23 protein-coding genes are annotated in these 23989 nt (G+C 67.9%); 16 read left to right on the top strand and 7 right to left on the bottom strand.

From position 1 onward, the window contains the following. Positions 1–2 precede the first annotated feature (2 nt). The 4 genes from AC5Y4N_RS15875 to ypfJ are packed head-to-tail and all read right to left on the bottom strand — an operon-like array spanning position 3 to position 3700. Positions 3–923, bottom strand: coding sequence for a ferritin-like domain-containing protein (locus AC5Y4N_RS15875; RefSeq protein ID WP_499912355.1), 921 nt, complete (start codon positions 921–923; stop codon positions 3–5). A 9-nt stretch (positions 924–932) separates the two neighbouring features. After that, the gene (locus AC5Y4N_RS15880; protein WP_499912433.1) at positions 933–1766 is read right to left on the bottom strand and encodes an SDR family NAD(P)-dependent oxidoreductase; all 834 of its coding nucleotides are present in this window, start codon (positions 1764–1766) and stop codon (positions 933–935) included. Positions 1767–1768: 2 nt separating this feature from the next. Next, a complete protein-coding gene (locus tag AC5Y4N_RS15885; RefSeq protein WP_499913862.1) occupies positions 1769–2764 on the bottom strand; it encodes an alpha/beta hydrolase in 996 nt (331 codons plus the stop codon). 51 nt (positions 2765–2815) lie between these two features. Beyond that, complete coding sequence (ypfJ, locus tag AC5Y4N_RS15890) at positions 2816–3700, bottom strand: KPN_02809 family neutral zinc metallopeptidase (RefSeq protein WP_499911739.1); 885 nt, start codon at positions 3698–3700, stop codon at positions 2816–2818. A 36-nt stretch (positions 3701–3736) separates the two neighbouring features. On the opposite strand from ypfJ, the gene AC5Y4N_RS15895 reads away from it, so the two are divergent. After that, positions 3737–5188 (top strand): carboxylesterase/lipase family protein, encoded by a 1452-nt coding sequence (locus AC5Y4N_RS15895; RefSeq protein WP_499911983.1) that lies wholly within the window; start codon positions 3737–3739, stop codon positions 5186–5188. A 21-nt stretch (positions 5189–5209) separates the two neighbouring features. Here AC5Y4N_RS15895 and AC5Y4N_RS15900 read toward each other — a convergent pair whose 3' ends face one another. After that, entirely contained in the window at positions 5210–6091 is an 882-nt protein-coding gene (locus AC5Y4N_RS15900) for an oxidoreductase (protein ID WP_499940529.1), read from the bottom strand. 46 nt (positions 6092–6137) lie between these two features. Between AC5Y4N_RS15900 and aspS the strand changes: the two genes are divergently transcribed. From aspS to AC5Y4N_RS15945, 9 genes are read left to right on the top strand one after another with little or no spacing between them, the layout of a single operon-like run. Further along, entirely contained in the window at positions 6138–7937 is a 1800-nt protein-coding gene (gene aspS, locus AC5Y4N_RS15905; protein ID WP_499911985.1) for an aspartate--tRNA ligase, read from the top strand. Then, on the top strand, positions 7934–8365 hold the full coding sequence (locus AC5Y4N_RS15910; RefSeq protein WP_499911742.1) for a nitroreductase family deazaflavin-dependent oxidoreductase: 432 nt from the start codon (positions 7934–7936) through the stop codon (positions 8363–8365). Before aspS ends, AC5Y4N_RS15910 begins: the two co-directional genes overlap by 4 nt. A gap of 58 nt (positions 8366–8423) precedes the next feature. Then, the gene (locus AC5Y4N_RS15915; RefSeq protein ID WP_499911744.1) at positions 8424–8687 is read left to right on the top strand and encodes a hypothetical protein; all 264 of its coding nucleotides are present in this window, start codon (positions 8424–8426) and stop codon (positions 8685–8687) included. 25 nt (positions 8688–8712) lie between these two features. Beyond that, the gene (locus AC5Y4N_RS15920; protein ID WP_499911746.1) at positions 8713–9645 is read left to right on the top strand and encodes a DUF389 domain-containing protein; all 933 of its coding nucleotides are present in this window, start codon (positions 8713–8715) and stop codon (positions 9643–9645) included. After that, the gene (locus AC5Y4N_RS15925) at positions 9642–12248 is read left to right on the top strand and encodes a circularly permuted type 2 ATP-grasp protein (protein WP_499911748.1); all 2607 of its coding nucleotides are present in this window, start codon (positions 9642–9644) and stop codon (positions 12246–12248) included. The genes AC5Y4N_RS15920 and AC5Y4N_RS15925 overlap by 4 nt, the downstream gene beginning before the upstream one ends. Further along, positions 12245–13141, top strand: coding sequence for a transglutaminase family protein (locus AC5Y4N_RS15930; RefSeq protein WP_499911751.1), 897 nt, complete (start codon positions 12245–12247; stop codon positions 13139–13141). Before AC5Y4N_RS15925 ends, AC5Y4N_RS15930 begins: the two co-directional genes overlap by 4 nt. Then, positions 13134–14165 carry a zinc-binding metallopeptidase family protein gene (locus tag AC5Y4N_RS15935; protein ID WP_499911755.1) on the top strand — a complete coding sequence of 344 codons (1032 nt, stop codon included), beginning with the start codon at positions 13134–13136 and terminating at the stop codon, positions 14163–14165. Before AC5Y4N_RS15930 ends, AC5Y4N_RS15935 begins: the two co-directional genes overlap by 8 nt. Positions 14166–14205: 40 nt before the next feature. After that, positions 14206–14514: a DUF4333 domain-containing protein gene (locus AC5Y4N_RS15940; protein ID WP_499911757.1), complete on the top strand. Its 309-nt coding sequence runs from the start codon at positions 14206–14208 to the stop codon at positions 14512–14514. Between the two features lie 6 nt (positions 14515–14520). After that, complete coding sequence (locus AC5Y4N_RS15945) at positions 14521–15870, top strand: replication-associated recombination protein A (RefSeq protein ID WP_499911761.1); 1350 nt, start codon at positions 14521–14523, stop codon at positions 15868–15870. Positions 15871–15873: 3 nt separating this feature from the next. Here the strand turns inward: AC5Y4N_RS15945 and AC5Y4N_RS15950 are convergent, their stop codons facing one another. Next, on the bottom strand, positions 15874–16194 hold the full coding sequence (locus AC5Y4N_RS15950) for a GlsB/YeaQ/YmgE family stress response membrane protein (protein WP_499911763.1): 321 nt from the start codon (positions 16192–16194) through the stop codon (positions 15874–15876). Positions 16195–16495: 301 nt separating this feature from the next. On the opposite strand from AC5Y4N_RS15950, the gene AC5Y4N_RS15955 reads away from it, so the two are divergent. Then, the gene (locus AC5Y4N_RS15955; protein ID WP_499911765.1) at positions 16496–17443 is read left to right on the top strand and encodes a mechanosensitive ion channel family protein; all 948 of its coding nucleotides are present in this window, start codon (positions 16496–16498) and stop codon (positions 17441–17443) included. Between the two features lie 65 nt (positions 17444–17508). Here the strand turns inward: AC5Y4N_RS15955 and AC5Y4N_RS15960 are convergent, their stop codons facing one another. Beyond that, positions 17509–18144, bottom strand: a complete 636-nt coding sequence (locus AC5Y4N_RS15960; RefSeq protein ID WP_499911767.1) for an antibiotic biosynthesis monooxygenase — start codon at positions 18142–18144, stop codon at positions 17509–17511. Between the two features lie 122 nt (positions 18145–18266). On the opposite strand from AC5Y4N_RS15960, the gene AC5Y4N_RS15965 reads away from it, so the two are divergent. The 5 genes from AC5Y4N_RS15965 to AC5Y4N_RS15985 all read left to right on the top strand — a co-directional run bounded on the left by AC5Y4N_RS15965 (position 18267) and on the right by AC5Y4N_RS15985 (position 23988). Then, complete coding sequence (locus tag AC5Y4N_RS15965; RefSeq protein ID WP_499911769.1) at positions 18267–18668, top strand: secondary thiamine-phosphate synthase enzyme YjbQ; 402 nt, start codon at positions 18267–18269, stop codon at positions 18666–18668. Positions 18669–18778: 110 nt separating this feature from the next. After that, positions 18779–21472, top strand: a complete 2694-nt coding sequence (gene alaS, locus AC5Y4N_RS15970; protein WP_499911772.1) for an alanine--tRNA ligase — start codon at positions 18779–18781, stop codon at positions 21470–21472. A gap of 17 nt (positions 21473–21489) precedes the next feature. Continuing rightward, the gene (gene ruvX, locus AC5Y4N_RS15975) at positions 21490–21975 is read left to right on the top strand and encodes a Holliday junction resolvase RuvX (RefSeq protein ID WP_499911773.1); all 486 of its coding nucleotides are present in this window, start codon (positions 21490–21492) and stop codon (positions 21973–21975) included. Further along, on the top strand, positions 21968–23200 hold the full coding sequence (locus tag AC5Y4N_RS15980; protein ID WP_499911774.1) for an endolytic transglycosylase MltG: 1233 nt from the start codon (positions 21968–21970) through the stop codon (positions 23198–23200). The genes ruvX and AC5Y4N_RS15980 overlap by 8 nt, the downstream gene beginning before the upstream one ends. Further along, positions 23197–23988, top strand: coding sequence for a shikimate dehydrogenase (locus tag AC5Y4N_RS15985; protein ID WP_499911776.1), 792 nt, complete (start codon positions 23197–23199; stop codon positions 23986–23988). The genes AC5Y4N_RS15980 and AC5Y4N_RS15985 overlap by 4 nt, the downstream gene beginning before the upstream one ends. The last annotated feature ends 1 nt before the right edge of the window (position 23989 follow it).

A 23989-nucleotide genomic window follows, 5' to 3' on the forward strand; every position in this document is an offset into this window, starting at 1 on the left:
GGTCAGGCCGCCGGCTCGTAGGTGAGTTCTTTGAACCAGCTTGGAATCGGCCGCAACAGCGCCCTGGGGTAGCGGTCGGACAGCCACACCATCGAGTTGGCCAGCAGGTGATACGGATGACGGGGGTTGACGACCATCGCCGCGTGTCGCTTGAGGAGCTGATAGGTCGGCACGCGCCAGGTGTGCTCGCTGCGCTCGCCGAGCTGCTTGAACCGCAGCATCGCGTTGTACAGCCGCTCTGGATCCATTCCCATGCCGACGATTTCGTTGCGCACGCGGTTGAGCAGTGGGACGTACATCAGCAGGCCGATGATCAGGCCAGGAGTGGCGACGTTGCCGACGAGCTGGATCGCCAGCCGACGGGCGGTGGCGTGACCGATCATGTCGAGGACTTCGAAATCGACGACCAGATGCCGTGATTCGTCGTTGTTGATCTTCTCGAACACCTGGTGGCACACGGGATCGTGCACCTCTTCCAGCAAGAATTTCAGCAGTGCCCCGTCGAGCGCGACCTCGAGCATCGGAATCACGGTGCCCAGCACGGACAACGGCATGTCGTCGGCATAGCGGTCCAGCCAATCGATGGCCAGCCTGATGTTGACGTTCGGTTCAGGCATCTCGCCCTCGTCGAGCATGCCCCACCGTTTCATCAGCGCCAGTTCGGCATTGGCGTGGCGCTGCTCCTCGGCGTGGAAGTACCGGTAGATCTCGGCGATCGTCGGCGTCGGCGCCTTTTTGGCCAGTGCGGCGAATCCGCGCGCGCCGATGTTCTCGATCCAGCAGAGATCGGCCATGAATGCCTTGAGCTTCGGCCGGAACTCGTCGCTGATGGTCTCGGCTCCCGGCGCATCCCAGTCGATGTCGGCCAGCGCCCATTGCCGGTCCTTGATCTTGTCGAGCATCTTGTCCATGTCGATGGCCATGACTGCCTCCTAGGGTGTGACGGTTGGAAGACGAGCGATCAATCCGGCCGCTCGCGTGTAGGTGCCCGGTGCAAAGCGCTTGATGCCCCACCCGATTCGGGCGTCGGGTTGAGGCATGCAGTACAGGCCGCCGCGGTCGTGGGTGTCCAGGCACGTCTTCACGACCCGGTCCGCCGAGAACCCCGTCCACCTCATCAGGTTGTTGGCCAGATTGCTGGATTGCGGTGTGATGCGGCCGGATTCGACGATGTTGGTCTTGACGAACGTGGGACATAACACCGTGACCGTCACGCCGGTGCCGGACAACTCGGCAGCCAGCGTCTCCGACAGTGACAGCACGCCGGCCTTGCTGACGTTGTAGGCGGCCATGTTCGGTGCGGCGCCGAACGCGGCGGCGGAGGCAACGTTGATGATGCCGCCGTAGCCGGCTTCCCGCAGGACCGGCGTGAACACATGGCAGCCGTGAATGGCGCCCCACAGGTTGATGCCGAGCACCCATGACCAGTCGTCGAGCGACATCTCGCCCACGCTCTGACCGCCGCAGCCCACCCCTGCGTTGTTCACCACGAGTGTCGGTGCGCTGCCGAACCAGTCCTGCGCGTCGGAGGCCAGCCGCGACACGTCGTCGCAGCGGGACACGTCGCAACCCAACGCGATCGCCGCTCCACCCTTCTCGGTCACGGCGACAGCGGTGCGCTGCGCAGCCAGCTCGTCGATGTCGCTGCACACCACCCGGCCACCGCGGCGGCCCAGCTCGACCGCGAACGCGGCACCGATGCCGCTGCCGGCGCCGGTGACCACAGCACGCGCATTGCGGCTGCGTTTGCGTGAACTTCCGAACATCGTCATCCCGTCCGCTCGATGGTGGCCTGAGCGCTGCTGCCCAACGCGTCGGCGACGAACGACGCGACGTGGCGCATCGCTTTGGCTGCTTCGGGCGTCAGCCGCGGCAAGGCCTGGAACACGTGCACTTGGTCCGGCCAGATCTGCAGTTGACAGCAGCCGCCCGCGGCGCGGATGTCGCGCGCGAGATGGCTGGCGTCCGCCGACAGCATTTCGGCGCCACCGGCCTGGATCAAGGTAGGCGGTAGGACGGGGCCGCGGGTGACGTCCAGAGCCAGCCGCGGATGGGCCGGATCGATGCCCTGGCAATACAACTGGACCAGCCGGGCCGCATCGGCGGACCTGATCGCAGGATCGCGACGACGCGCCTCCTGCGCCGCTGCGAGGGCCAGTGTCAGATCGACCAACGGAGAGAACAGCACGAGCGCGGCCGCCTGCCGCGGCGTGGGATCGCCGTGCAGCATCAGATCGACAGCCAAGTGCCCGCCGGCCGAATCGCCCGCTACCACAACACGATTCGGTGGTAACCCCGTGGTCGACAGCAGCCAGTCCCAGCCGGCGTGGACGTCCTCGGCGGCACCGGGGAACCGGTGCCGCGGAGCCAGGCGGTAGTCCACCGAGAACACCGGCAGTCCGGTCAGCCGCGACAGCCACGCCACCAAGCGCCGGTGCGTGCGGGGCGAGCACAGCGCGAAGCCGCTGCCGTGGATGAAGTAGATCGCCGCGTCGGTGCGCCGCACACCGCGGCCCCGCACCCATTCACCGGCGACCGGACGCGAGTCAGCAGTGGCTGTGCGGACCTGCTCGACGGTGGTGCCCGCCAGTGACGGCCCGAACACTTCCATGATCGTCGCGACGATGCGCCTCGAAACCCACAGCGCCCACGCGCGCTCGGGCGGAAGGAAGAGACTGACCTGGCGCAACGTCAGCGCGCTGACGACCGCGGCGCCACGAGAACGCAGCGAACCTCGACTGGGCAGCACGTCGTCGTTGGCCACGGATGAATACAACGGCTAATGCCGCCATTTGTCAATGGCACATTTCGCGGGCTAGCCGAGGTCTGGCGCGTCGAACGTGTCACACTTCTTCGGATCGCCCAACTGGTAACCGACGGTGAACCAGTGTTGCCGCTGTTCTGAGGTGCCGTGGGTGAACGACTCCGGATTGACCCTGCCGGTGGACCGCTTCTGGATCCAGTCGTCGCCGACGGACCGCGCCGCGGACAGCGCGTCGCTGATGTCCTTGTCGGTCAACGGGTTCAAGTAGGGCGTGCCGTTCTTCTGCTTCACGGTCGACGCGTAGTGGGCCCAGACGCCGGCGTAGCAGTCGGCCTGCAACTCGGTGCGCACACCTTCACCTTCTGCGCCCTGGGTGGCGCCGGACTGCTGTGCGCGGCCCAGGTCGCCGAGCAGGTTCTGCACGTGGTGACCGTACTCGTGGGCGACCACATATTCCTGCGCGAAAGGTCCTCCGCTGGAACCGAATTGGTCCTCCAGCACCTTGAAGAAGTCAGTGTCGAAGTATGCGGTCCGGTCGACCGGGCAGTAGAAAGGACCCACTTCGGTGGTGGCGCCGCCGCAGCCGGTCTGCACAGAGCCGGAGAACAGGTGCACCTTCGGCCGCGTGTATCCGCGCAGCTGCTCACTCCACACTGCGTCCACCGAATTGCCCGTTGCGATGATCCGGCAGCCCAGAATCCTGTTGGCGTCCGCGCCGGTCTTGCACTGGCTGATGTCGAAGCCGCCGACCTGTCGCTGCTGCTGGCCGGGCTGCGGCGACGATGTGACGGAGCCCGGGTCCACGCCGAGCAACAGCGCGATCACCACGATCACCAGTCCGCCGACCCCGCCGCCGATGGCCAATCCGCGTCCCGGACCGCCGCCGCTGCTCGACGCGGTGCTCGTGTCGATTTGCATGCCCTCGTTGAAGGTCATAGCTCAGCTTCCCACAACTACGATGCGGACGTGTCGATGCTCGTCCATGCGCCGTGCGGGGCTATACGAGGCACGACCGAGTCCGGTGTGCGCGTTTGGCGCGGGGTGCCCTACGCCGAGCAGCCGGTCGGTGAGCGCCGATTCCGGGCACCGCAGCCAGTGGTGCCGTGGGCAGGCGTGCGTGACGCCGTCGAGCACGGTCCAATACCGTTGCAGCCCAAGTCATCTGCTGGCCGTGGTGCGGTTCCGCTGATGCGTGACGAAGCCTGCCTCACGCTGACGGTGTGGTCGCCGGACAATGCCGAGGCGTTGCCGGTGATGGTGTGGCTGCCCGGAGGTGGGTTCATGACGGGCGCCGGGCAGTTCGACCTCTACAACGGCGCGCGGCTGGCCCGCAGCGGCAACGTCGTCGTCAACGTCACCTACCGCGTCGGGGTGTTCGGCGGGCTGGATCTGTCGAGTCTCGGGGAAGCGTTCGACGACAACCTCGCGCTGCGCGATCAGATTGCCGCGCTGCAGTGGATACGCGACAACGTCGCCGCGTTCGGCGGCGACTCGCATCGAGTCACGGTGTTCGGTGAATCCGCTGGCGCCACATCGGTATTGGCGTTGCTGGCTAGTCCGGCCGCGAGCGGGTTGTTCGGCCGGGCGATCGCGCAAAGTCCAGCGTTGCCACTGATCGCCGACAAACAACATCGCGCCCGTCTTGCCCGGTCGTTCGTCCGCGAACTGGGCGTGGACGTCGCTGAGATCAAGGGCCTGCCGCAGCGGCAGCTGCGCCGCGCGGCGAGTGTGCTGCAGCAGCGCAGCGCGGCGACCACGCCCACGCTCGCCCACGGACTCACCCACGGCGTCGAGCTGCTGCCGCGGCATCCGATCGAGGCGGCCCGTCGCGGCGAGATCGCCCGCGTGCCGCTGATCGTCGGCACCAACAGCCACGAGGCCACGATGTTCGCGTGGGACAAGCAGCCGATGCTGCCCACCACGCCGGCGCTGATCGACGACTACTTCCGGCGGCTCGGCCCGGACGCCAAAGAGCGCGTACTGGCCGCATACCCCGGCTATCCGCGCCGGCGGGCGGCGATCGCGGTCGCCTCCGACGTCATGTTCGGCGGACCGGTCTGGACGTTCGCCGACGCTTACAGCGCCATCGCCCCGACGTACCTGTACCGCTTCGACCACGTCAGTGCCGGCCTGCGGGCAGTGGGCTTGGGCGCCACCCACGGCAGCGAGATCGTGCACGTTCACCACACTTACGGCTCGCCCATGGGGCGGCTGATCCATCCGATCGGCCGGCGGGTCATGCCGTCGGTGGGCCGGCGGATGCAGCGCGCGTGGGTCGCCTTCGCTTCGGGCAATCCGCCGGACGACGACTGGCCGTGCTACGAAGTGCCAAGGCGTTCGACCTGGCTGATCAAGACCACACGCGATGTCGTGGTCGACGATCCGGATCGGCAGCGCCGCGAAGCCTGGGCGACGGTGTACTGACTTGCGAGGCGGACACGGCCATCAGCCCGGCCCGTCACTGGCCGCCGCCAACAGCGGCACAACCACCTCGCTGATCGGGGTCGGCAGGCCATGCGCCCGGGCCCGGCGCAGCACCACGCCGTTTCGCACGTTCCACTCCAGTGGCCGGCGTGCCTCGCGGTCGAACAGCATCGACGTGCCGAGGTCCTCCGGCGCCTCGCTGAACAACGCAATCATGTCGTCGACCACGTCGTCACCCAGTCGCGCTCCCTCGGCGCGGGCAACCGCCAGGCACTCACCCAGATAGGCACGAGCCAGCACCGCGACATCGTCGCGCCGGAACATTCCCGACCGCCGGCCGGTGAGCACCATCAATCCGGCGAGCGCGTTGACCAGCAGCTTGCGCCACGCCTCGGTGGCGAAGTCGGCGGCCGCGGTCACCACGCAACCGCCAGCACGCAGCACGTCGATCACCGGCGTGGCGGACGCTGGAAGGGTCAGCCGCGGTTCGCCACGCAGCCGCACCCATCCCTCGGGTTGCACTTCGGCGCCGAACCACACAATCGCCGGCACGACCGTGGACTGTGGGCACAGCGGCTGCACCGACTCGACCTGCTCGACGCCGTTCTGCATCACGCAAACTGTGGTCTGCGAGTCGCACAGCGCCGCAAGCCAGTTCGCGGCCGCCTCCAACTGAATGGCCTTGACGGCCAGCAGAACGAGGTCGACCGGCCCTGTCAGCGAACCTGGGTCGGTATGCACCGGGCCCGGCACCACCAGGGCCGGCTCGCCGTCGGGACGGACCTCGAGGCTGTCGCGCGGCGTCCTCCCGCACAGCGTGACGGCGAATCCGGCGTTGTGCAGATGCGCCGCCACTGTCGCCCCGATCGCCCCGGGCCCTACCACCGCGATGCGCGCGAGCACCTGCGCCACGCTACCGGCGCAGCGCCCGCCTTTAGACTGGGCTGTCATCCCGAGATCACGTCAGGAGTCTTTTGTGCTGCGCACTCACGCCGCGGGTTCCCTGCGGGCCAACGACGCCGGGCAGAAGGTGACCTTGGCGGGTTGGGTGGCGCGCCGGCGCGACCACGGCGGCGTGATCTTCATCGACCTTCGCGACGCGTCGGGCGTGACGCAGGTGGTGTTCCGTGAGGGACAGGTGCTCGGCCAGGCGCACCGGCTGCGCGCGGAATTCTGCGTCGCCGTGCAGGGCATCGTCGAAATCCGCCCGGAAGGCAACGCGAACCCCGACATTCCCACTGGCGACGTCGAACTCAACGCCACGATGCTGACCGTGCTGGGCGAAAGTGCGCCCCTGCCGTTTCAGCTCGACGAGCCCGCGGGGGAGGAGGCGCGGCTGAAATACCGCTACCTCGACCTGCGCCGGGACGGCCCCGGTGGCGCAATTCGGTTGCGCTCCAAGGTGAATGCCGCTGCCCGTGACGTGCTGGCCCGCCATGACTTCGTCGAGATCGAGACCCCGACGCTGACCCGGTCCACGCCTGAGGGTGCCCGTGACTTCGTGGTGCCGGCGCGTTTGCAGCCCGGCACCTTCTACGCGCTGCCGCAGAGCCCCCAGCTGTTCAAGCAGCTGCTCATGGTCGCCGGCATGGAACGCTACTACCAGATCGCCCGCTGCTACCGCGACGAGGACTTCCGCGCCGACCGCCAACCGGAATTCACGCAGCTCGACATGGAGATGAGCTTCGTCGACGCCGAGGACGTCATCGCGATCTCCGAAGAAATTCTGGCGGCGCTGTGGGCGCTGGTCGGCTACCAACTGCCCCGGCCGCTGCCGCGCATCACCTACGCCGAGGCGATGCGGCGATTCGGCTCCGACAAACCCGACATGCGGTTCGGGCTGGAGCTGGTGGAGTGCACAGAGTTTTTCCGCGATACGCCTTTTCGTGTCTTTCAGGCGCCGTACGTCGGTGCAGTCGTGATGCCGGGCGGTGCGTCGCAGCCGCGCCGCACGCTCGACGGCTGGCAGGAGTGGGCCAAGCAACGTGGTCACCGCGGGCTGGCTTATGTGCTCGTCGGTGACGACGGGACGCTGAGCGGGCCGGTGGCCAAGAACCTTTCCGACGCCGAACGGGAGGGCCTCGCCTCACACGTCGGCGCGAATCCCGGTGACTGCGTGTTCTTTTCGGCCGGACCGCCCAAGTCGTCGCGCGCACTGCTCGGCGCGGCGCGCATCGAGATCGCCCGCCGGCAGAACCTGATCGACCCGGATGCGTGGGCCTTCGTCTGGGTGGTGGACCCGCCGCTGTTCGAACCGGCCGACGAAGCCGCAGCCCACGGCGATGTCGCCGTCGGCTCGGGCGCGTGGACCGCCGTGCACCACGCTTTCACCGCACCCAAGCCGGAGTGTGTCGATGCCCTCGACGACGACCCGGGCGGTGTGCTGGCCGACGCATACGACATCGTCTGCAACGGCCACGAGATCGGCGGCGGCTCAATCCGTATCCACCGTCGCGATATTCAGGAACGGGTCTTCGCGGTGATGGGCATCGACAAAGCCGAAGCCGACGAGAAGTTCGGATTCTTGCTGAACGCGTTCACCTTCGGTGCCCCGCCGCATGGCGGCATCGCATTCGGCTGGGATCGCATCACGGCGCTGCTGGCCGGCATGGATTCGATCCGCGAGGTGATCGCGTTCCCGAAGACCGGCGGCGGCGTTGACCCGTTGACCGACGCACCTGCGCCCATCACTGCGCAGCAACTGAAAGAGGCTGGTATCGCGGTGGTTTCGAGGAAGGACGACACGTGAGTGAGACGCCGGACACCTCAGAGCTGAAAGGCTTCAACGCCAGGATCATCGAGGAGTTTCGCGCCAACGGTGGAAAGGTGGGCGGCCCGTTCGAGAATGCCGACCTGCTGTTGCTGACCACGACGGGCGCCAAGTCGGGCCAGCCGCGCACCAATCCGCTGGCATATCTGATCATCGACGGCAAGATGCTGATCATCGGCTCGTACCGCGGCGCCGACGTCGACCCCGCCTGGGTGCACAACCTGCGCGCCCACCCGCAAGCGCACATCGAGGTGGGCACCGACTCCTACGACGTCGTCGCCCGCGAGCTACCACGCGACGAGCGCGACGCCGCATGGGAGAAGATCGTCGCTGTCGCACCGGGATTCGGTGACTATCAGGCCAACACCGAGCGGGTGATTCCGCTCTTCGAGCTCACTCGCTGCTGACCGTAGCCGGAACGTCGAATCGGGGCTCGCGGCAGTCTTACGGCAGTACAGTTGCTCAATGGCATCACTTCGTTCCACAGCACGCCGCGCTGCCGTCGCGCTCGGCGTGGCCGCCGCCGTCGGCGTTGCACCGCTGGCGGCTGCATCTCAGGTCCTCGCCGAGCCCGACGAGTGCACCACCAGCACCGAGCCGGGCAACGCGTCGTTGAATTGCGCGCCCGCCGTCATCCCTAACATGGGTGCGCCCAGCGAGATGGAAGTCAACGACGCCAACCCCGGCATCGCGTCTGCCGAATCACCGGAGCACAGCGGCCACCACTGACGGTCCGCCCGCTAGTGTGCGGTGAGTGTTGCACTTGCGGGTGATTGCGCCGACGGAGCTGCGCGATTCAGTGATCGACATCCTGCACCGGGAAAAGGGTGTGACGCACCTTGTCGTCCACTCGAACGCCGCACTCGACCCGCCCGGTGACGAAATCACCGCCGACATCGCCCGCGAGGTCGCCAACGACGTCATCGACGACCTGAAGGGCCTCGGCCTGAAACGGCGCGGTGCGATCACGCTCGATCTGGTGGACACTGTGGTCTCCACGGCCGCCTACCGTGCCGAAAAGGAGGCCGAAGGAGATCCCGCCGACGCCGTCATCTGGGACGAGTTGGCCGCGCGAACCCGGGAAGAGTCGACACTCAACGTCACCTACCTGACGTTCTTGTCGCTGGCCTGCCTGATCGCCGCGGTCGGCGTGGTGACCGATTCGCCGGTCACCGTCGTCGGCGCGATGGTCGTCGGCCCCGAGTTCGGCCCGCTCGCCGCGCTGGCGGTAGCTGTAGTGCGTCGACGGAGCTATCTCGCGCGGCGTGCGGCACTTGCACTGCTGGTCGGCTTCCCGCTGGCAATGGTGGTGACGGCGATCGGTGTGCTGGTGTGGGAGGCCACGGGGTGGGTCAAGCTCGCGACGACTGCCCAGCTCAGTGAGGTCGACTTCATCTTCCAGGTCGGGCCAATGTCATTCGTCGTCGCGCTGTTCGCCGGCGCTGCAGGAATGCTGTCGCTTGTGTCGGCGAAGTCGTCGGCGCTGGTGGGCGTGTTCATCTCGGTGACCACCGTGCCAGCCGCTGGGTTCGCGGTAGTAGCGGCCACGGTCGGCGACTGGGCAATAGCCGCCAAGTCTGCGGCGCAACTCGGGGTCAACCTCGCGGGCATCGTGGTGGCGGCCGTGCTGGTGCTCTGGGTGTATCTGCGGGTCAGCTCGAATCACCGGTCGGCGCGGCGGCGATGACGCTCACCGGCGGCGCCTCGACGGCGCCGGCGCGCGACTCAGATCGGCTGCTCGCCGGCTATCGCAGCGCGCGCACGCAGCAGGCGTTGTTCGAACTGCGCGGCGGACCTGACGCCGGTTACGACGAATTCGTCGACGCAGCAGGCCACGTCCGGCCGGCGTGGAAGGAGCTGGCCGATGCGGTCAGCGAGCGCGGTCGAGCGGGACTCGATCGGCTGCGGTCCGTCGTCGGCGAACTTGTCGACCATGACGGCATCACCTATGGGACGGCGCCCGTGCCGTGGCAGCTCGACGGTCTGCCGCTGCTGGTCTCGACCGCCGACTGGGAGACGCTGGAGGCCGGTCTGCTGCAGCGATCACGCCTGCTGGACTTAGTCCTCACCGATCTCTATGGACCCCAGCGCTTGATCACCGGCGGTCTGGTGCCGCCTCAGCTGGTGTTCGCCCATCGCGGCTACATCCGCGCGGTGCGCGGCATCGACATCCCCGGCCGCCATCAGCTGTTCCTGCACGGCTGCGACGTAAGCCGTGCCGCCGACGCAACATTTCGGGTCAATGCCGACTGGACGCAGGCTCCGTCGGGTGCCGGCTACGCGCTGGCCGACCGCCGGGTGGTCGCGCACGCTGTGCCCGACCTGTACGAGCAGATCGGGCCGCGGCCCACGTCGCCGTTCGCCCAAGCGCTACGGCTGGCGCTGATCGACGCCGCCCCCGACGCGGCGGACGACCCGGTGGTGGTGGTGCTGAGCCCCGGCAGCCACTCCGAGACCGCCTTCGACCAGGCTTACCTGGCGACCGTGCTCGGCTTTCCGCTCGTCGAGAGCGCCGACCTCGTAGTACGCGACGGCAAGTTGTGGATGCGGTCACTGGGCACGCTCAAACGCGTCGACGTGGTGCTGCGCCGCGTGGACGCCGACTACGCGGATCCGCTTGACCTGCGCTCGGATTCGCGCCTCGGCGTCGTCGGTCTCGTGGAGGTGCAGCGGCGCGGCAACGTCACCGTGGTCAACACGCTGGGCAGCGGAGTGCTGGAAAACCCTGGGCTGCATCGATTTCTGCCCGATCTTGCCCGCCGATTGCTCGGCGAGGAGCTACTGCTCGGCAGCGCGCCGGTGTTCTGGGGAGGTATCGACGCGGAATGCAGCCACCTCGTCGCGCGCCTGCTGTCGCTCGTGGTCAGATCCACGGTCGGCGGCGACACGATCGTCGGGCCGGCGTTGTCGGCGCGGGAACGCGACCGGCTGGCCGACCGGATCAGAGCGGCGCCGTGGCAGTGGTTGGGCCAGGAACTGCCTCAATTCTCGTCCGCGCCTATCGCACTGCGCGGAAGTGGGCTGAGCTCCGGCAGTGTCGGCATACGGTTGTTCTCGGTGTCGCAACGTGGCGGATACGCCCCGATGATCGGCGGACTGGGATACGTGATGGCACCCGGGATTGCGGCCTACCGGTTGGATACCGTTGCCGCCAAAGATGTTTGGGTCCGGCCCACCGAGCGGGGCCGAGCCCAGACCGTGACGATCCCGTCGATGGACCTGCCGACGATCACCGGCGCCGGAGCCCAGGGCGTCAGCTCGCCGCGCGTGCTGTCCGATCTGTTCTGGATGGGACGCTACGCGGAGCGCGCGGAAACCTTGGCCCGGCTGCTCGTCGTCACCCGTGAGCGTTATCACGAATTCCGCCGCCGCCAAGGCGCTGATGAAAGCCAATGCGTTCCAATACTTTTCGCGGCACTAGAGCAGATCACCGGAGCCGAAAGCGGCGCTGACGCCGACGACCACGAAATCATCGCGGTCGCGCCGTCCACGTTGTGGTCGCTGACTATGGATCGTGCGCGCCACGGATCCCTGGCTCATTCGGTGGAGGGCCTTGGGCTGGCCGCACGTGCGGTGCGCGACCAGTTGTCCGCCGATACCTGGGGTGTGCTGGCCGGGGTCGAGCGCGCGGTAGCGCGGCGATCGAACTCACCGCCTGAGTCCCTGGCCGAAGGCGACGCGCTGCTGGCCGCGGCACAGCAACAGACGCTCGCCGGAATGCTCGCTCTGTCAGGCGTGGCCGCGGAGTCGATGGTGCACGACGTCGGTTGGACGATGGCCGACATCGGCAAGCGGATCGAGCGTGGGCTCGGGCTGACCGCATTGCTGAGTGCCACGATCACGCAGACCCGCAGCCCCGGCGCCGAACAGACGGTCATCGAGTCGACGCTGGTGGCGTGCGAGTCGTCGGTGATCTATCGGCGCCGCAACCCAGGCAAGGTCAGCGTGGCTGCCGTGGCGCAGCTGCTTCTCTTCGATGCCGCCAACCCGCGTTCTCTGGTGTTCCAGCTGGAGCGCATCCGCACCAACCTCAGGACGCTACCGGGCGCATCGGGGTCGTCGCGGCCGGAGCGGTTGGTCGACGAGATGAGCACCAGATTGCGCCGGCTGGACCCCGACGACCTCGAGATCGTCGACGACAACGGCAAGCGCGTCGAATTGTCCGAGCTGCTCGTCGGCATCCACGCTTCGCTTCGGGAGCTGTCCGACGTGATCACCCGCACCCAACTCGCCTTGCCCGGCGGCATGCAGCCGCTGTGGGGACCAGACCAGCGGCGGACGATGCCATGACCCGCCGCTACCGAATCCTGCACCGCACCAAGTACCGCTATTCCGACGTGGTCACCAGTTCCTACGGGCGCGGGTTTCTCACTCCGCGAGACTTGGCGCACCAGCGCTGCCTGCACCACGAGTTGCGCGTCGATCCCGAACCGGCAGACCGCTCCACCAGCCGCGACGGCTACGGCAACATCAGCACGTACTTTCACGTCACGACGCCGCACCGCGAGCTGTCGGTCACCAGCGCGTCCGTCGTCGAGGTTAACGCCGTTGCCTCGCAGCGCTATTCGGTCTCACCGGCGACCGCCGCGTGGGAGCACGCTCGGCCGGCCGGCGCGGAAGGTGCGTTGGCCGTCGAATTCGCCCTCGATCTGAGCCCGCCGGAGATCACCGACGCCGTCCGCGAGTACGCGGCGCCCAGCTTCACCCCGGGTCGTCCGCTGGTCGATGCGGTGCGCGATCTCTCCTCGAGGATCCATGCGGACTTCACGTACCGCTCCGGGTTCACCACAGTGTCGACGTCAGTCGCCGACGTGGTGGCGGCAAGAGCAGGAGTGTGTCAGGACTTCGCGCGCCTGGCCGTCGCCTGCCTGCGCGCCAACGGCCTTGCGGCAAGCTATGTCTCGGGATATCTGGCCACCGATCCGCCGCCGGGCAAGGATCGCATGATCGGCATCGACGCCACCCACGCGTGGGCGGCGGTGTGGACACCCGGCGGCCAGTGGCTGGGTTTCGACCCGACCAACGACCAGATGGTCGACGAGCGATACATTCTGGTCGGGTGGGGCCGCGACTACGCGGACATCCCGCCGCTGCGCGGAATCATCTACACCGATTCCGAACACAGCGAGATCGACGTGTCCGTGGACGTGGCGCCTTTCGAAGGGGATGTGGTTCGTGCGTGATTTCGTTTGCCCCAACTGCGGACAACATCTGACGTTCGAGAATTCGGTGTGCCTGTCCTGCGAGAGCCACCTCGGGTTCTCGCTCGACGACATGGCACTGCTGGTGATCGCACCGAGTCCCGACAGTGCCAAGCCGGGTTTCGTCGACTCCGACGAATACGAGTTGTGTGCGAATCTTCACCTGGCGCAATGCAATTGGCTGGTGCGCAAGGAGCCGGTGCGGCGGCTGTGCGTGTCGTGCCGGCTTACCCGGACGCGGCCCAACGACGCGGACACCTCCGCGCTGGCGGCGTTCGCCGACGCCGAGAAGGCCAAACGGCGGCTGATCGCCGAACTCCACGAGCTCAACCTGCCGATCGTCGGCCGTGACGAAGACCCCGACTTCGGGCTGGCGTTCGATCTACTGTCCAGCGCGCAGGAGAAGGTGTTCACCGGCCACCACAATGGTGTGATCACCCTGGATCTGGCCGAAGGCGACGACGTCCACCGAGAGCAGTTGCGCATCGAGATGGACGAGCCGTACCGCACGCTGCTGGGCCACTTCCGCCACGAGATCGGCCACTACTACTTCTACCGCCTCGTCTCGCCATCGGCGGAGTACTCCAAGCGGTTCCGCGAACTGTTCGGCGACCCGGACGCCGATTATCAAGAGGCGCTGGATCGGCACTACAGCGACGGGCCGCCTGCCGGCTGGGAAGAGGACTACGTTTCGTCCTACGCGACCATGCACGCCGCCGAAGACTGGGCGGAGACGTTCGCCCACTATCTTCACATCCGCGACACGCTGGACACCGCAGCCGCATTCGGCTTCGCCCCGGCTAACGCCACTTACGGGCGAAGAGTCTTGGGGCCCAGCGGCTTTGACACGATCATCGACATGTGGCTGCCGTTGTCGTGGGGGCTGAACATGGTGAACCGGTCCATGGGCCGCGACGACCTGTATCCGTTCGTGCTGCCGGTGCCCGTGCTCGACAAGATGCGGTTCATCCACACGGTCGTCGACGAGGTGACCAGCTCGCCATGACGCTTGACGGGCTGGCCATTTCCGAGCACCATCGCGCGGCATGACCCAACGTTGTGCCACTGTCGTCGGCGCGACGCTCCTCACCGGGGCGCTGATGCTGCAGCTGACCGCCTGCGGCAAAACCATCAAACCCGAAGGCGCTGCGAAACAGGTGACTGATCTGGTGTCCCAGAAGGCCCACTTCAAACCGACCGACGTCAGCTGCCCGGACGGAGTGCCCGCCAAGGCGGGCGAGCAGTTCCAGTGCCACTTCACCGGCCCGGAGGGCAAGCCCTATACCGCCGAGATGACGGTCACGAAGGTCGACGGCTCCGACGTCGTCTTCAACATCAAGACCCACCCGAGCTAGCGGACCATGGGTTCAGACGGCCTCTTCGATCTCGCGGGCGCCGGCGACTCCGCCGACTGGCAGGGCCGCGGCGAGGCCGTGCCCGCGCCGCTGGCAGTGCGGATGCGCCCGGTCACCCTCGACGAGGTCGTCGGGCAGTCGCACCTGCTCTCTGCGCGCTCGCCGCTGCGCCGGCTGATCGAAGGCTCCGGCGCGGCGTCGGTGATCCTGTACGGGCCGCCCGGCACGGGCAAGACCACGCTGGCGTCGCTGATCTCGCACGCCACGGGCCGCCGGTTCGAGGCGCTGTCGGCCGTGTCGGCCGGCGTGAAGGAGGTGCGCGCCGTCATCGACACTGCGCGCCGCGCCGCCGCGCACGGCGAGCAGACCGTGCTGTTCATCGACGAGGTGCACCGGTTCTCCAAGACGCAGCAGGACGCACTGCTGGCCGCGGTCGAGAACCGGGTCGTGCTGCTGGTGGCCGCCACCACCGAGAACCCGTCATTCTCCGTGGTGGCGCCTCTGCTGTCGCGATCGCTGATTCTGCAGCTGAAGCCGCTGAGCGCCGACGACATCCGCACGCTGATCCAACGGGCGATCGACGATCCCCGCGGGCTCGGTGGGCGACTGGCCGTCGAACCCGATGCCGTCGAGCTGCTGGTTCGGTTGTCCGCCGGCGACGCGCGCCGGGCGCTGACAGCCTTGGAGGTCGCCGCCGAAACGGTCGCCGACCAGGGCGGCCCGGTGACGGTAGCGGCCATCGAGGAGTCACTGGACAAAGCGGCCGTGCGCTACGACCGCGACGGCGATCAGCACTACGACGTGATCAGCGCGTTCATCAAGTCGGTGCGCGGCTCGGATGTCGACGCGGCGCTGCACTATCTGGCCCGCATGCTGGTGGCGGGGGAGGATCCGCGGTTCGTGGCGCGGCGGCTGATGATCTTGGCCAGCGAGGACATCGGCATGGCCGATCCCACTGCGCTGCCGATTGCGGTCGCGGCCGCCCAGACCGTCCAGCTGATCGGCATGCCGGAAGCTCAGCTGACGCTCGCGCACGCCACCATCCACCTGGCCACCGCACCGAAGTCCAACGCGGTGGTGGCCGCCATCGGAGCGGCGACCAGCGACATCAAAGCCGGCAAAGCCGGCCTGGTGCCTGCGCATCTACGCGACGGCCACTACTCCGGGGCGGCCGCACTCGGCAACGCGATCGGCTACAAGTATTCGCATGACGACCCGGACGGCGTTGTGCCGCAACAGTATCCGCCCGACGAGCTGGTTGGCGTGGACTACTATCGCCCCACCGACCACGGCCATGAGCGGGAGATCGCCAAGCGGCTCGACCGGCTGCGGGCGATCATCCGTCGCAGGAGCTGACCGCTACCACCGCCGCGTCAGGCCGGAGCGCGGACGCCCGAACCTGCTGCGCCCGAACGACGAGCGGCCCAAGCCTGCGGACACCAGGGCGACGCCGAGCACCGCCACGATCACCTGGACCAGCAACTCACCCCAGTCGATCCCAGGTGTGTCGATCGGAATGCCCATCGCCCGGGCCAGCGCGGTGCCGATGAACGCCGACACGATGCCTACGAGGATGGTCAGCCAGATCGGAATCGCCTGCTTGCCCGGGAGCACGAATCGCGCCAATGCGCCGATCACCAGACCGATGACGATTGCGCCCAGCACACTGTGAATTGTCATGTCGCCTCCAACGATGAAGATGCAGGCGGCATACCCGCGCCAGAGGCCGATAAACGCGGGGGAAAGGGGTCGGCGACCGATCGGAGCTGTTTCAGCCACAGGCGAGCGGGTACCAGTTTGGCGGACGATCACGTCACGCGGAACCGTGCGCCGATCTATGTAAATCCGTACATGCCACCGTAATTGGTGGGTGCAGCACGTGTCATGCGGCCACAAGGTCAACGGGCCGCTCCGTGACATAAGCGTTGACAACCACAGTGGGCTGCCGAGGGTGCCCGCCGAAAGGCAGGTGAAGACAGCGATGACAACCGACTACCTCGCGGCGTCGATCACCGACTGGCGCGGGATGTGGCATGACGTCGCCGAATGGCTTGTCACCAAAGGGGTGCACATCGTCCTGCTGCTGATCGCCTCAGTGGTCGCCGCCCGGCTGATCCGCTGGACGGCGCACCGGATCACCCGCCGCCTCGACCGCCGAGAAGGCGACGCGCTGGTCCGGTCGGAAGCCACCAAGCACCGCAAGGCCGTCGCGGGAGTGATCTCCTGGGTGGCGATCGTGATCCTCTACGTGGTGGTCGCGTTCGAGGTCGTCAGCATTCTCGACCTGCCGGTCGGCTCGCTGGTGGCCCCCGCCGCGGTGCTCGGCGCCGCACTGGGCTTCGGGGCGCAGCGACTGGTCCAGGACCTGCTCAGCGGGTTCTTCATCATCACCGAAAAGCAGTACGGCTTCGGCGATCTGGTGCAACTCACCGCATCGGGCTCTAGCAAGGACGCGGCCGGCACCGTCGAAGACGTGACGTTGCGCGTCACCAAGCTGCGCAACAGCGACGGCGAAATGGTCACCATCCCGAACGGTCAAATCGTCAAGGCGGTCAACCTGTCCAAGGACTGGGCACGGGCCGTGCTCGACATCCCGGTGCCCGCCAGTGCCGACCTGAACCGCGTCAACGATGTGCTGCACCGGGTATCCGGGGAGGCCATGCGCGACGACACGCTCAAGGAGCTGCTGCTCGACGAGCCGTCGATGATGGGCGTGGAAAGCATCGAGGTCGACACGGTCAATGTGCGCATGGTGGCGCGGACGCTGCCGGGCAAGCAGTTCGAGGTCGGCCGGCGGTTGAGGCTCCTGGTTGCCGAGGCGCTGAGCCACGCCGGGATCGCGACCCCTGGCGACAGCGCGCCCACCTATGAAGCGATCGGGCAGTCTGCCGAGCAGGTCGACGGGCGCGAGCCGAGCCGAACCGGCTGACGGTCAGCGTCTTTCGAAGTGCAACATCCCGTCGGCGCACGGGCCGATCGGGGCCGGCCGAACTGCTAAGCCAGCTCGGGGACGCGGAGATGGGCGACAGCGAGATCGAACTCGCCGACGTCGAGTTGGTCTGCACCCAGGTCGCGCAGCCGCTCGGTGCGCAACGACCTGGCCTGCTCCCGGTTGTGGTCCATAGCGTCGCGGCTGTCGAAGCTGACCGACGACACGGCCCGGCCCGACGCTCGATCCACCAACAGGCTCGCGCTGCAGAACCCTTCGAGGGCTTCCAGGGCCGGCAGCACCGAATCCCGGTAGAACTCGATCGCCGCGTCGAGCCTGCCTCGCGCCACCTTGAACCACGTGGCCCGCACGCAGGCGCCCGCCCCGGAGCGGTGATCGCGGTGCAGTGCGGCGATCTCCCACTCCTGCACCGCAGGGGTGCCGCCGAGCGTCGCCGCAACCCGCTCGCGAAGCGGCGCGGTCCTTCCCGCGCTTGCGCGCATCGCCTCGTCGGACTCCCACGCGCTGGTCGCGATGCACCGGCCGGTTTCCCGGTCGACCAGCAGCGACACGCCGACGCAGCCGTCCATGGCTTCCAGTGCCGGCATGACCTCGTCGCGGACGAGCGCGATGCCGGCGTCGATGGCGTCTGGACGCGCGTCGATGGTGGTAGATCGTGCGACTGGGTGACTGGCCAGCATGGGCGCACCCCCTCTTGGGGTCGGGGCGGCGCCCCGGCGGCGCCACCGGTCCGCTGATTACCTTGCTCCTTCGACCGCGGCCTGGCAATGGGCGGCAGCGGTTTCGTCCGTACCCTGAAGATGTGGATAGCGCCGTTCTCGACGTCGACACCGCGCGCCGGCGCATCGTCGATCTCACTGACGAGGTCCGTGCGTTCTGTGCGTCACACGGCGACGGTCTGTGCAACGTGTTCGTGCCGCACGCGACCGCCGGAGTGGCGGTGATCGAGACCGGTGCGGGCAGCGACGACGACCTCGTCGACACGCTGGAACGCCTGCTGCCGCGCGACGACCGCTACCGCCACGCCCACGGTTCGCCCGGGCACGGCGCCGACCACGTGTTGCCGGCGCTCGTGGCGCCGTCGGTGACGTTGCCGGTCGAGAACGGCAAGCCGCTGTTGGGCACCTGGCAGAGCGTCGTGCTGGTAGATCTCAACCGCGACAACCCTCGGCGGTCGGTGCGATTGAGCTTCGTCGACGGCTGATCGGCGCCGGGCACCAGCGCGTCGCCCGAATCGTTGACGAAGGGCAGACCGGTAAGGTAATCGGGTCCGAGCGCCGAGACCGTCGGCTCACAGAGAAGACAGACAGCAAAGTGCGAACTCACGACATCAGGAAGCGGTTCACCGACCACTTCGTGAAAGCGGGTCACACCGAGGTGCCTAGCGCGTCGGTGATCCTCGACGACCCCAATTTGCTGTTCGTCAACGCCGGCATGGTGCAGTTCGTGCCGTACTTCCTCGGTCAGCGCACCCCGCCGTACCGCACGGCCACCAGCATCCAGAAGTGCATCCGCACCCCTGACATCGATGAGGTGGGTGTCACCACCCGCCACAACACGTTCTTCCAAATGGCCGGCAACTTCAGCTTCGGCGACTACTTCAAGCGCCGCGCGATCGAGCTGGCGTGGACCTTGCTGACCAACCCGGTCGAGGACGGCGGTTACGGGCTGGATCCTGAAAGGCTCTGGGCGACAGTCTATTTGGACGACGACGAGGCTGCGCAGCTGTGGCAGCAAGTGGCGGGTCTGCCGCCAGAACGGATTCAGCGCCGCGGCATGGCCGACAACTACTGGTCCATGGGAATTCCCGGGCCGTGCGGCCCGTCGTCGGAGATCTATTACGACCGCGGCCCCCACTACGGCCCCGAGGGCGGTCCGGTCGCCAGCGAGGACCGCTACATCGAGATCTGGAACCTCGTGTTCATGGAGAACCTGCGCGGCGAGGGTACCTCGAAAACCGACTTCGAGATCCTGGGGCCGTTGCCGCGCAAGAACATTGACACCGGCATGGGCGTCGAGCGAATCGCGTGTGTGCTGCAGGGTGTCGACAACGTCTACGAGACCGACCTGCTGCGGCCGGTGATCGACAAGGTCGCCGAGATCGCACCCCGCGGCTACGGCGCAGGCAATCATGACGACGACGTGCGTTACCGGATCATTGCCGACCACAGCCGCACCGCCGCGATTCTCATCGGCGACGGGGTCAGCCCCGGCAACGACGGCCGCGGATATGTGTTGCGCCGCTTGCTGCGCCGCATCGTGCGGGCGGCGAAGCTGCTGGACATCGACAGGCCCATCGTCGGTGAACTCATGGCCACGGTGCGCGACGCGATGGGCCCGTCGTATCCCGAACTGGTCACCGACTTCGCGCGGATCAGCCGCATCGCCGAAGCCGAGGAGGCGGCATTCAACCGGACGCTGGCCTCGGGGTCGCGGCTGTTCGAGCAGGCCGCCGGCGCTACCAAGGCGGCGGGCAGGACAGTGCTGTCCGGCGACGATGCGTTCACGCTGCACGACACGTACGGATTTCCCATCGATCTGACCCTGGAGATGGCTGCCGAGGCTGGGCTCACGGTCGACGAAGCCGGATTCCGGCGGCTGATGGCCGAGCAGCGCGACCGTGCCAAGGCCGACGCCGCCGCGCGCAAGCATGCCCACGCCGACCTGTCGGCGTACCGGGAACTTCTGGACGCCGGGCCGACCGAGTTCACCGGCTTCGACGAATTGACCTCAGAGGCAAAGATTCTCGGCATTTTCGTCGACGGCAAGCGGGTACCGGTGGTCGCGCACACCCCCCAAACGCAGGCCGCGCAGCGCGTCGAGCTGATCCTCGACCGCACCCCCCTCTACGCCGAGTCGGGCGGCCAGATCGCCGACGAAGGCACCATCACCGGCACCGGCGCCGGCGCCACCGCCAAGGCCGCCGTCACCGACGTGCAGAAGATCGCGAAAACGCTGTGGACGCACCGGGTCAACGTGGAGTCCGGCGAGTTCGTCGAGGGTGACACCGTGGTGGCCGCTGTGGATCCGCGCTGGCGCCACGGCGCCACCCAAGGGCACTCGGGCACCCACTTGGTGCATGCTGCACTGCGACAAGTGTTGGGCCCCAACGCAGTTCAGGCGGGTTCATTGAACCGTCCCGGTTACCTGCGATTCGACTTCAATTGGCAGGGACCGCTTTCCGAACACCAGCGCACGCAGATCGAAGAAGTCACCAACGAGGCCGTCGAGGCCGACTTCGAGGTGCACACGTTCACCACCGAACTCGACAAAGCCAAGGCGATGGGCGCGATCGCGCTGTTCGGCGAAACCTACCCGGAGCAGGTCCGGGTGGTTGAGATCGGCGGCCCGTTCTCGCTGGAGCTGTGCGGCGGCACGCATGTGCACAACTCCGCGCAAGTCGGCCCGGTGACCATCCTGGGTGAATCGTCGATCGCCTCGGGTGTGCGCCGGGTCGAGGCTTACGTGGGACTCGACGCGTTCCGGCACCTGGCCAAGGAACGCGCGCTGCTCGCCGGGCTGGCGTCGTCGCTGAAGGTGCCGTCTGAGGAAGTGCCCGCCCGGGTGGCCACCCTGGTCGACCGGCTCAAAGCGGCGGAGAAGGAACTCGAGCGGATGCGCCAGGCCTCTGCCCGCGCGGCCGCCGCGAATGCGGCCGCTGGAGCCGAGCAGATCGGTAGGGTCCGGGTGGTGGCTCAGCGAATGGCGGCGGAGACGGCGGGGGATCTGCGGAACCTCGTTGGCGACATCCGTGGCCGGCTTGGTAGCGACCCGGCGGTGGTGGCACTGATCGCCGAGGGCGAGGGCGGTGCGGTGCCATACGTGGTGGCGGCCAATCCCGCGGCCGTGGACCTCGGCCTGCGGGCCAATGAGCTGGTGAAGCGGTTCAACGAGGCGGTCGACGGCCGCGGCGGAGGAAAGCCGGAGCTGGCTCAGGGCTCGGGGAAGAACGCGGCCGGGATCGACGCGGCGCTCGCCGCGCTACGAGCCGAGATCGCCCGGAGCTAGTGACCTTGGCTGTCGGTATGGACCGTGTGCCGGACCGGCCCGGCCTCGACGACCCCGGACGTGGCCGACGGCTCGGTGTCGACGTGGGAAGCGTCCGTATCGGCGTGGCCGTCAGCGACCCCGACGGCATCCTGGCCACACCGGTGGAAACCGTGCGGCGCAACAGGTCGGGCAGCCACCTCAAGCGACTGGCGGCACTGGTCGCCGAGCTCGACGTGGTCGAGGTGGTGGTCGGCTTGCCGCGTACTCTCGCCGACCGCGCCGGCTCCGCTGCGGAGGACGCGATCAGCGTGGCCGACGCGCTGGCCCAGCGGATCTCAGGTGTCCCGGTGCGGCTGGCCGACGAGCGGCTGACCACGGTCAGCGCTCAGCGGTCGCTGCGCGAGGCCGGAATCTCGGCGAAAGACCAGCGGTCCAAGATCGATCAGGCCGCCGCGGTCGCCATCCTCCAGGGATGGCTGGATCAGCGCCGCGCGCACGCCGGAAAGGGCGGCGGTGGCTGACGGGCGCGCGTCGGGCCGGGCGGAGCCCGTGGCGGTCAACTCGCCGCGGCGCAGTTCACGTGCCGAGCGGATTCGGCGGGAGCGAATCCGTCGGCGCCGCAACAACATTCGGATGGCGATTGTGGCCCTGCTCGTCGTGGTGGTGATCGCGGCGGTTTTCCTGGGATCCCGGCTGTGGCACTCCTGGTTCAGCGACTACTCCGGCGGCGGCAAGAACGACGTCGTGATCCAGGTGCACAACGGCGACTCCACCACGGCCATCGCACAGACGCTCGTCGACAACAAAGTGGTCGCCTCGGTGCGCGGCTTCGTCGACGCGGCGCACGGCAACTCGCAGATGTCGTCGATCCAGCCGGGCTACTACCAGATGCGCACCGAAATCTCGTCCGCCGACGCGGTGCGCCGGTTGACCGACCCGCACAACCGGGTCGGCAAGCTGGTGATCCCGGAGGGCCGGCAGCTCGACGACGTGGCTGACGTCAAGACCAACGCGGTCACCGAGGGCATTCTGACGCTGATCTCCCGCGCGTCGTGCGTTCAGCTCGACGGTAATCGGCGCTGCGTACCGGTCACCGAGCTGCGTGAGGTGGCCGGCAGCGACGCGCCGGCGGCGTTGAACGTGCCGTCCTGGGCGGTTCAGCAGGTGGCTGCGATGGGCGGCGACCACCGGCGGCTGGAGGGGCTGATCGCTCCCGGCACGTGGGACATCAACCCGGCATGGACGGCGCACGAGATCCTGGCGAAGCTGATCGGTGACAGCGCAGGCCTGTACTCGCAGCGCGGGCTGGGCACTTCGCCCGACGGGCAGTCGCTGTCCACCTATCAGACGCTGATCGTGGCGTCGCTGGTGCAGCGGGAATCCAAGCCGGCGGACTTCGCGAAGGTCGCCCGCGTCATCTACAACCGGCTGCAGGTGCACCAGCGACTGGAGTTCGACTCCACCGTCAACTACCCGCTGGACCGCCAGGAGGTGGCCACCACCGACGCCGACCGCGGCCGCGAAACCCCGTGGAACACCTACGTGAGCGAGGGGCTGCCCAAGACGCCGATCTGCTCGCCGGGGGATCAAGCGCTGGCCGCCGCGGAACGACCCGAACCGGGGGATTGGCTGTACTTCGTCACGGTGGACATGCAGGGCACCACGCTGTTCACCCGCGACTATCAGCAGCATCTGGCCAACATCGAGCTGGCCAAGCGCAACGGTGTCCTCGACAGCGCACGATGAGAGCGGGCGTGCTGGGTTCGCCGGTCGCCCATTCGAAGTCGCCGCAGCTGCATCTCGCCGCCTACCGGGCGCTGGGACTGGCCGACTGGACCTATGAACGCATCGAGTGCACGGCCGAGCAATTGCCCAGGCTGGTCAGCGGATTGGGCCCGGACTGGGTGGGGCTGTCGGTGACGATGCCGAACAAGTTCGCCGCGCTGGCTTTCGCCGACCAGCGCACCGAACGCGCGCAGCAGGTGGGATCCGCGAACACCCTCGTGCGCACCGAACGCGGCTGGCGCGCCGACAACACCGACGTCGACGGCGTGGTCGGAGCGCTCGGCAGCGTCGACGGTGTGCTGGTCGTGCTCGGCGCGGGGGGCACTGCCCGCGCCGTGGTGGTCGCGGCCGCCGACCTTGATGCCCGCCGGGTGATCGTGGTCGCCCGCGATGCTGCCAAGGCGCAGCCTCTGCTAGCGCTGGCCGGTGACTGCGGTCTTGCGGCGTCGTGGCGCGCATTCAGCGACCCTGCTCTGGCCGACGACGTCGCGAGCGCCGGTGCCGTCGTCAACACGATCCCGGCCGACGCCGCCGCGGCGCATCTGGCGGTGCTGCGGCGCGCGCCCGTGCTGCTGGACGCCGTCTACGATCCATGGCCCACGCCGCTGGCGGCGGCGGTTTCCGAGGCGGGTGGCGCGGTGATCGACGGGCTGCAGATGCTGCTGCACCAGGCGTTCGCCCAGGTCGAGCAGTTCACCGGACGGCCGGCGCCAAAAGAAGTGATGAGGGCTGCGCTCCAGCGGGGTTAGC

The sequence above is a fragment of the Mycobacterium sp. NGS19 genome, assembly GCF_059813155.1.

Coding starts and splice junctions, on each gene's coding strand:
- AC5Y4N_RS15945 (WP_499911761.1), top strand. CDS start 14,521: ATGGGTTCAGACGGCCTCTTCGATCTCGCGGGCGCCGGCGACTCCGCC.
- AC5Y4N_RS15940 (WP_499911757.1), top strand. CDS start 14,206: ATGACCCAACGTTGTGCCACTGTCGTCGGCGCGACGCTCCTCACCGGG.
- ruvX (WP_499911773.1), top strand. CDS start 21,490: ATGGACCGTGTGCCGGACCGGCCCGGCCTCGACGACCCCGGACGTGGC.
- AC5Y4N_RS15950 (WP_499911763.1), bottom strand. CDS start 16,194: ATGACAATTCACAGTGTGCTGGGCGCAATCGTCATCGGTCTGGTGATC.
- AC5Y4N_RS15875 (WP_499912355.1), bottom strand. CDS start 923: ATGGCCATCGACATGGACAAGATGCTCGACAAGATCAAGGACCGGCAA.
- AC5Y4N_RS15880 (WP_499912433.1), bottom strand. CDS start 1,766: ATGTTCGGAAGTTCACGCAAACGCAGCCGCAATGCGCGTGCTGTGGTC.
- AC5Y4N_RS15955 (WP_499911765.1), top strand. CDS start 16,496: ATGACAACCGACTACCTCGCGGCGTCGATCACCGACTGGCGCGGGATG.
- AC5Y4N_RS15930 (WP_499911751.1), top strand. CDS start 12,245: ATGACCCGCCGCTACCGAATCCTGCACCGCACCAAGTACCGCTATTCC.
- ypfJ (WP_499911739.1), bottom strand. CDS start 3,700: ATGACCTTCAACGAGGGCATGCAAATCGACACGAGCACCGCGTCGAGC.
- AC5Y4N_RS15895 (WP_499911983.1), top strand. CDS start 3,737: ATGCTCGTCCATGCGCCGTGCGGGGCTATACGAGGCACGACCGAGTCC.
- AC5Y4N_RS15960 (WP_499911767.1), bottom strand. CDS start 18,144: ATGCTGGCCAGTCACCCAGTCGCACGATCTACCACCATCGACGCGCGT.
- AC5Y4N_RS15915 (WP_499911744.1), top strand. CDS start 8,424: ATGGCATCACTTCGTTCCACAGCACGCCGCGCTGCCGTCGCGCTCGGC.
- AC5Y4N_RS15925 (WP_499911748.1), top strand. CDS start 9,642: ATGACGCTCACCGGCGGCGCCTCGACGGCGCCGGCGCGCGACTCAGAT.
- AC5Y4N_RS15985 (WP_499911776.1), top strand. CDS start 23,197: ATGAGAGCGGGCGTGCTGGGTTCGCCGGTCGCCCATTCGAAGTCGCCG.